This window comes from Pseudoxanthomonas yeongjuensis (assembly GCF_010093345.1).
In the GTDB taxonomy this organism is placed as follows: Bacteria; Pseudomonadota; Gammaproteobacteria; order Xanthomonadales; family Xanthomonadaceae; genus Pseudoxanthomonas_A; species Pseudoxanthomonas_A yeongjuensis.
This window is the reverse complement of record NZ_PDWT01000005.1, coordinates 218,346-224,512: the sequence shown is the minus strand read 5'-3', so window position 1 is coordinate 224,512 and position 6,167 is coordinate 218,346. Positions and strand designations below refer to the sequence as shown.

Annotated in this window: 6 protein-coding genes; 3 read left to right on the top strand and 3 right to left on the bottom strand. The window is 64.5% G+C overall.

Annotated features, from left to right (window positions below; translation table 11 throughout):
• Positions 1-339: 339 nt before the first annotated feature.
• The 3 genes from CSC74_RS13945 (at position 340) to CSC74_RS13935 (ending at position 3,531) form a co-directional block, all read left to right on the top strand.
• Entirely contained in the window at positions 340-1,542 is a 1,203-nt protein-coding gene (locus tag CSC74_RS13945) for a dipeptidase (RefSeq protein WP_162315092.1), read from the top strand.
• A gap of 385 nt (positions 1,543-1,927) precedes the next feature.
• Positions 1,928-2,722 carry a V4R domain-containing protein gene (locus CSC74_RS13940; RefSeq protein ID WP_162315091.1) on the top strand — a complete coding sequence of 265 codons (795 nt, stop codon included), beginning with the start codon at positions 1,928-1,930 and terminating at the stop codon, positions 2,720-2,722.
• Between the two features lie 53 nt (positions 2,723-2,775).
• Positions 2,776-3,531: an MHYT domain-containing protein gene (locus tag CSC74_RS13935; RefSeq protein ID WP_162315090.1), complete on the top strand. Its 756-nt coding sequence runs from the start codon at positions 2,776-2,778 to the stop codon at positions 3,529-3,531.
• Between the two features lie 231 nt (positions 3,532-3,762).
• On the opposite strand, the gene icd is transcribed toward CSC74_RS13935, so the two are convergent.
• The 3 genes from icd to CSC74_RS13920 form a co-directional block, all read right to left on the bottom strand.
• Complete coding sequence (gene icd, locus CSC74_RS13930; protein WP_162315089.1) at positions 3,763-5,091, bottom strand: NADP-dependent isocitrate dehydrogenase; 1,329 nt, start codon at positions 5,089-5,091, stop codon at positions 3,763-3,765.
• A 211-nt stretch (positions 5,092-5,302) separates the two neighbouring features.
• Complete coding sequence (locus CSC74_RS13925) at positions 5,303-5,785, bottom strand: hypothetical protein (protein ID WP_162315088.1); 483 nt, start codon at positions 5,783-5,785, stop codon at positions 5,303-5,305.
• A 39-nt stretch (positions 5,786-5,824) separates the two neighbouring features.
• Positions 5,825-6,124 (bottom strand): LysM peptidoglycan-binding domain-containing protein, encoded by a 300-nt coding sequence (locus CSC74_RS13920; RefSeq protein WP_162315087.1) that lies wholly within the window; start codon positions 6,122-6,124, stop codon positions 5,825-5,827.
• Positions 6,125-6,167: the final 43 nt, after the last annotated feature.

Genomic DNA, 6,167 nt, shown 5'->3' with positions numbered 1-6,167 from the left:
GAGGCGATCGCGGCCTTCGCCGGAAACGACATCGCGCAGGCGAAGTACTACCGGGAGGACGTGGACTTCCTGCTGGAATTCGAGCCGACCGTCGAGCATTACGAAGTCTCGTAGGGCATTCGTGGGAGCGGCGTCCCCGCCGCGGGCTTTCGGCTTTTTCTTCCATGCGAGAGAAGCAAGGGCTCGCGGCGGGGACGCCGCTCCCACGACTGTCGTGATCGGTGAAGCGTGCTTCGTGGGAACAACCTTGGCTTTTTCCGATTGCTGGCGGGGTGTACGCTGGGGCGAGCGCGTCGGTCGACGCGCCTGTCCCGACTTTCCCACCTACCCGGAGGATCCATGTCCCGCACCCTGATCTGCTGCGCCCTGATACTGGCCATGACATCGGCTACTGCCCAAACCCCGCCCGACGCGGCACGCAAGCTGGCGCAGGACGCCGTCATCGTCGATACCCACATCGATGCGCCCGGGATGCTGATGGACGGATGGAAGGATCTGGGCGTGGACGCCAAGGGGCGCGAGTTCGATTATCCCAAGGCGCGCGCCGGCGGCCTGGATGTCGCTTTCATGTCGATCTATACCTCGCCCAGGCAGGACGCCGATGGCAGCGCCTGGCAGGCCGCCAACGAGATGATCGATGCGGTCGAGGCGCTGGTGCAGCGGCATCCGGACAAGTTCGCATTGCTGAGTTCGCCGAAACAGGTCGAATCCCTGCGGGTGGGCGATCGCGTGTTGCTGCCATTGGGCATGGAAAACGGCGCGCCGATCGGCGACGACCTGGCCAACCTGCAGTTCTTCTTCGACCGTGGCGTGCGTTACATCACCCTGGCCCACAGCGCGGCCAACCGCATCGCCGATTCCTCGTACGCGCTCGAGCGCAAGTGGCATGGCCTGAGCCCGTTCGGCAAGCAGGTCGTGGCCGAGATGAACCGCCTCGGCATCATGGTCGACGTCTCGCACATCTCCGACGAGTCCGCGCGCGAGGCGATCGCGTTGAGCAAAGTACCGGTGATCGCCAGCCATTCGGCGTTCCGCCATTTCACCCCGGACTTCGAGCGCAACATCAGCGACGAACTCGCCAAGGCCGTGGCGGACAAGGGCGGCGTGGTGCAGGTTCCGTTCGGCACCGCATTCGTCGATCCGCAGGGGGCCGCGGATACGCAAGCGCACTTCCGCGCGACCAATGCGCTCAACCAGCGCAATGCCGCGCTGAAGGCGGCCGGCAAGCCGCTTGAAGACAGCGATGCCTTCGACAAGGCCTGGGCCGACGCGCATCCTGCGCCGCAGACGAAGATCGACGCCGTGCTCGACCAGATCGACTACGCGGTGAAGCTGATCGGCATCGACCATGTCGGCATCGGCTCGGACTTCGACGGCGTCGGCGGCGAACTGCCGGATGGCTTGCGCACGACCGCCGACTATCCGAACCTGGTCGCGGGATTGCAGGCGCGTGGCTACGGCGATGCCGACATCCGCAAGATCCTCGGCGGCAATCTGCTGCGAACCTGGGCGGCGATCGAGGCCGGATCCGCGGCCCGCTGAAGCAACGAAAAGGCCCCGCGACGCGGGGCCTTTCTTGTTGCGGCATGCAATTCACGAGCAAAGCTGCTCGACGATCCCGTCGGCGAACTCACTCGCTTCTGTGACGCCGTCCTTCGGTGAGCAGACACAGAGCGGCAGCCTTGCGCATGCCTTCGATGCGGATGGCGGGCTCTCTCAATCGGCCTATACGAAGACAAATAATAGTCGGCATGGGAATGCCGACAGAAAAAGCGTGACGAGTCTCACAGCGATGATTTATCCGCCGCCGAATCCTTCTTATTTCATGCGCCGCGTGTTATCTCTCTTACGCTTATGGAGCCGGCCGGCTTGGGGAAGCGTGGCGCAATCAAGTGTCCGGTAAAACGGCCAGACGACTCGGGGAAAAATGGAAAAGCTAGTCGATATAGAACTGAAGGTCGTCTCCGACCGCAGGGATGGGTTGCTGCTGGCCTTGGGCGAGGTGCTGGTCGCCAACCGCTTCAACTTGCTGCGCCAGCGCCGTGCGAATACCGAGACCGGCGTGGTCATGGTGTTGGTGGTGCAGGGGCCGGAAGTAAACCTGCTGCAGCTGCAAGAGCAATTGGGCACGCACTGGATGGTGCAGAGTTTCGAGGCCAATCCCTACGATGCAGCCGCGCCGACGGCGCCGATCGCACCGATTCGGGTCGACACGGCGACATCGTCCGCGCCGCCATCGCCACCACCGGCCACGGCGCCGGCCAGTTCCGTCGACAACCAGAAGCGGGTCGAGGCGCTGTTGCCGCAGATCGCGCGCGACTATCCGCAGATCTTCGGCCTGACCCTGGGGATGGAGCGCGGCCTGGAGCCGGCACAGCGCGAAGCCACCATGCGCTATGTCGGTACGCGCGTGGGCGCATGGGTGTACAAGCGCGACTTCGCCCTGGGCGCGCACTTGCCCCTGCCGGGTTCGATCCGGCATATCGCCCTGCCAGCCATACGCCAGTTGCTGCCCACCGAGTTGGAAGAGGAGTCGCTGAAGACCAGCAGCAGTCCCTTCTGCAATCCAGGCCAGCCGGCGACCGCACCGCAGTGCCATTTCCTGCGCGGTTTCCTGGAGGGCGCGCTCAACGAAGCCGGCAACCTCGGAATGGTCCGGGTGAGCGAAGTGTCCTGCCGCGCGCAAGGCGCCGACTGCTGCAAGTTCGTTTTCAATGTTTGATCCGGGCCCATAGCGGGCCCTCCACAAGAAAAAGCAAGGGGGAAAAAACCATCATGCCGCACGATCATGCGATTCAATGTATCCACGACCCGATCCTGGTTCTGCTTTCGTTCCTGGTGGCTGCGCTGGGCTCGTTCACCGCATTGCAGGTGGCCGTCGGCATTCCGGCGGCGCGGACCACGGCGCAGCGCTGGCAGGCCATATCCGCCGGTGGCGTGGCCCTGGGCGCCGGCGCCATCTGGTCCATGCACTTCATCGCTATGCTGGCATGCAAGATGGATATCCCGGTGACCTACGACCTTGGCCTGACCGTGCTGTCGGCGGTGATTGCCGCCGCCGCGTGCATGGCTGGCCTGGCGATTGCCGGCATGGGCGTGTTCGGTTGGGGCAAGCTGGTGCTGGCCGGTCTGTTCATGGGTCTGGGCGTGGCCGGCATGCACTACACCGGCATGGCTGCGATGCGGATGCCAGCCACTACCCATTACGATCTGGGCATTGTCGGCATTTCCATAGTCATCGCCGTGGTCGCCTCGACGGTGGCGCTGTGGCTTGCCTTCAATCTACGCGGCTGGGTGCAGATGCTGGGTAGCGCGCTGGTGATGGGCGTGGCGGTGTGCGGCATGCACTATACCGGTATGTACGCGGCGCAATTCATGCCCACCGGAGAAGACGCGGCGCTGAGCACTGTCGGCGGACTGGGCGGCGAGTACCTGGGCATGGGCGTGTTCGCCGTGGCCACGGTGCTGTTGACGGTGATGCTGGTGATGACGATGCAGCGCCGACAGAAGCGCGCAGCGGTTTCGATCTGAGGAAGGGATGAGCAGGCCGTTGCGGACAGGCGCGTCATCAGGCGGCCTGCAGCCGGCCCGCTCGACCAACCAACGGCGCATGTCCGCAGTCAGCGTCCGTCCAGGGAGTCAGGCGCCGCGCGGCCCTGCCACCTTCTCCCGCCAAGCAGGAGAAGGGTTCCCTGAAACGTGTACCTTCCGCCAAAAAAAAGCCCGGACATGCCGGGCTTTTTCATGCCTGCCGCAAGTCGATCAAAGCTGCTTGATGATCTCGTCCGCGAACTCGCTGCACTTCACTTCGGTCGCGCCTTCCATCTGGCGGGCGAAGTCGTAGGTGACGCGCTTGTTGGCGATGGCCTTGTTGAGGCCGTCGATGACCGCGTCGGCGGCCTCGGTCCAGCCCATGTAACGCAGCATCATCTCGCCGGACAGGATCACCGAACCCGGATTGACCTTGTCCAGGTCGGCGTACTTGGGCGCGGTGCCGTGGGTGGCCTCGAATACGGCATGGCCGGTGACGTAGTTGATGTTGGCGCCCGGGGCGATGCCGATGCCGCCGACCTGCGCGGCGAGGGCGTCGCTCAAATAATCGCCGTTGAGGTTCAACGTCGCCGAGACGTCGTACTCCTTCGGACGCAACAGGATCTGTTGCAGGAAGGCGTCGGCGATCGCATCCTTGATGATCAGGCCCGCGCCCGGCTTGCCTTCCGGGATCACATGCCACGGGCCGCCGTCCAGTTCCACCGCGCCGAAGAAATCGCGCGCCACCTGGTAGCCCCAGTCGCGGAAGCCGCCTTCGGTGTACTTCATGATGTTGCCCTTGTGCACCAGGGTCACCGACTTGCGCTTGTTCTCGATCGCGTAGCTGATGGCGCTATGCACCAGGCGCTCGGTGCCCAGGCGGCTGACCGGCTTGATGCCCAGGCCGACTTCCACGGTCATGTCGCGGTGCGGCGCGCCGATGCCTTCCAGCGCCTTCTGCCAGTCGTCGACCAGCTGCTGGGTACCGAAGCGGATCTTGCCGAACGGTTGCGGGAATTCCTTCTGGATGAAGTCCAGCACCTTCTGCGACTCGGCGCTGCCGCCGGCCCATTCGATGCCGGCGTAGATGTCCTCGGTGTTCTCGCGGAAGATCACCATGTCCACGTCGCCCGGGCGCTTGACCGGCGAGGGCACGCCCTCGAACCAGCGCACCGGACGCAGGCACACGTACAGGTCCAGCATCTGCCGCAGGGCGACGTTGAGCGAACGGATGCCGCCGCCGACGGGCGTGGTCAGGGGGCCCTTGATCGAGACCAGGTAATCGCGGCAGGCCTGGACCGTGCTTTCCGGCAACCAGGTGCCGTAGTTGTTGTTGGCCTTCTCGCCGGCGAACACTTCCAGCCAGTGGATCTTCTTGGCGCCGCCGTAGGCTTTTTCCACCGCCGCATCGAGCACCCGCACGCTTGCGCGCCAGATGTCGGGACCGGTGCCGTCGCCTTCGATGAAGGGGATGATCGGGTGGTTGGGCACGCTGAGCTTGCCGCCGCTGATGGTGATCTTTTCGCCACCGGCGGGCGGGGTGAGGACGGGTTCTGCCATGGAGTCGCTCCTGGAGTTGGGATGCGGCGCGCCGGTCGCGGAGACGCGCGGTGCGGGGGACAGCGCAGTGGAAGCGCGGAACGCGCATTGTCGCGCTTTACGCCGGCCGGGGCAAAGTCCGGGCCGGTTCGGCGACGCTCCTACGTGGGAAGGCAAAAAAAAGGGCGCGGATCTCTCCGCGCCCCAACTTGCTCGCCTTTCGGGGAGATCGTTACTTGACTTCGATTTCCTGGGTCATGCCCGCGGGCTGGCCGTTGACGGTCACGTCGACCTTGTACTTGCCGACCGGCCATGCATTGGCATTGCTGAAGGTCACGTTGGTCGTGCCTGCATCTTCGGCCATCACGTTGGCGGTCTGCTGGCCCGCTACCTGACCGTCCTGGTAGGTCAGTTTGGCGTCGATGGCGGCATTGGCCGCGGTGGCGGCGTCGGTCTTGACCGAGACGATGATCTTGTCCTTGACGCCGAACGTGCTCACCGCGGCGACCGACTTGTCGGCGGCGGCGGTGTTGCCGATGGTGACGCTGGTGGCGGTGATCGGAGCGGGTGCCGGTTCCATCGGTGCGGGCGCCGGTGCCGGCTCGGTGACGACCGGCGGGGCGACCGCGGCTTCTTCCTTCTTCTTGCAGCCGGCCAGCGCAATGGTGCCGGCCAGGGCGACGATCAGGGCATAGGAGATGCGATTGAGTTTCATGGTGTCGGTCCTTGGATTGAGGAAGGAGAAAAGAAGCGATCAGGCACTGGGTGCTTTCGGCGGCAGCTTGATCACCTGGCCGGGGAAGATCCGGTCCGGGTCGTCGATCACGTCGCGGTTCGCCTCGAAGATCTGCTTCCAGGCGCTCGCGCTTCCGAGTTGTTCCTTGGCTATCTTGGAAAGGGTGTCGCCTTTCTCTATCGTGTAGGTCGTCGCTCCGACGATCTCCTCGGTGCTGTCGACGCTGGCGGTCACGCCGGAAAAATCGGCGGCCTTCTGCTCGGTGCTGTCGACCGTGGCGCTGACGCCGGAAAAATCGGCTTTCTTTTCGGTGCTCATGCGGGGCTCCTCCCTGAGGGAGATGATGTTCTGGGGAGACCAA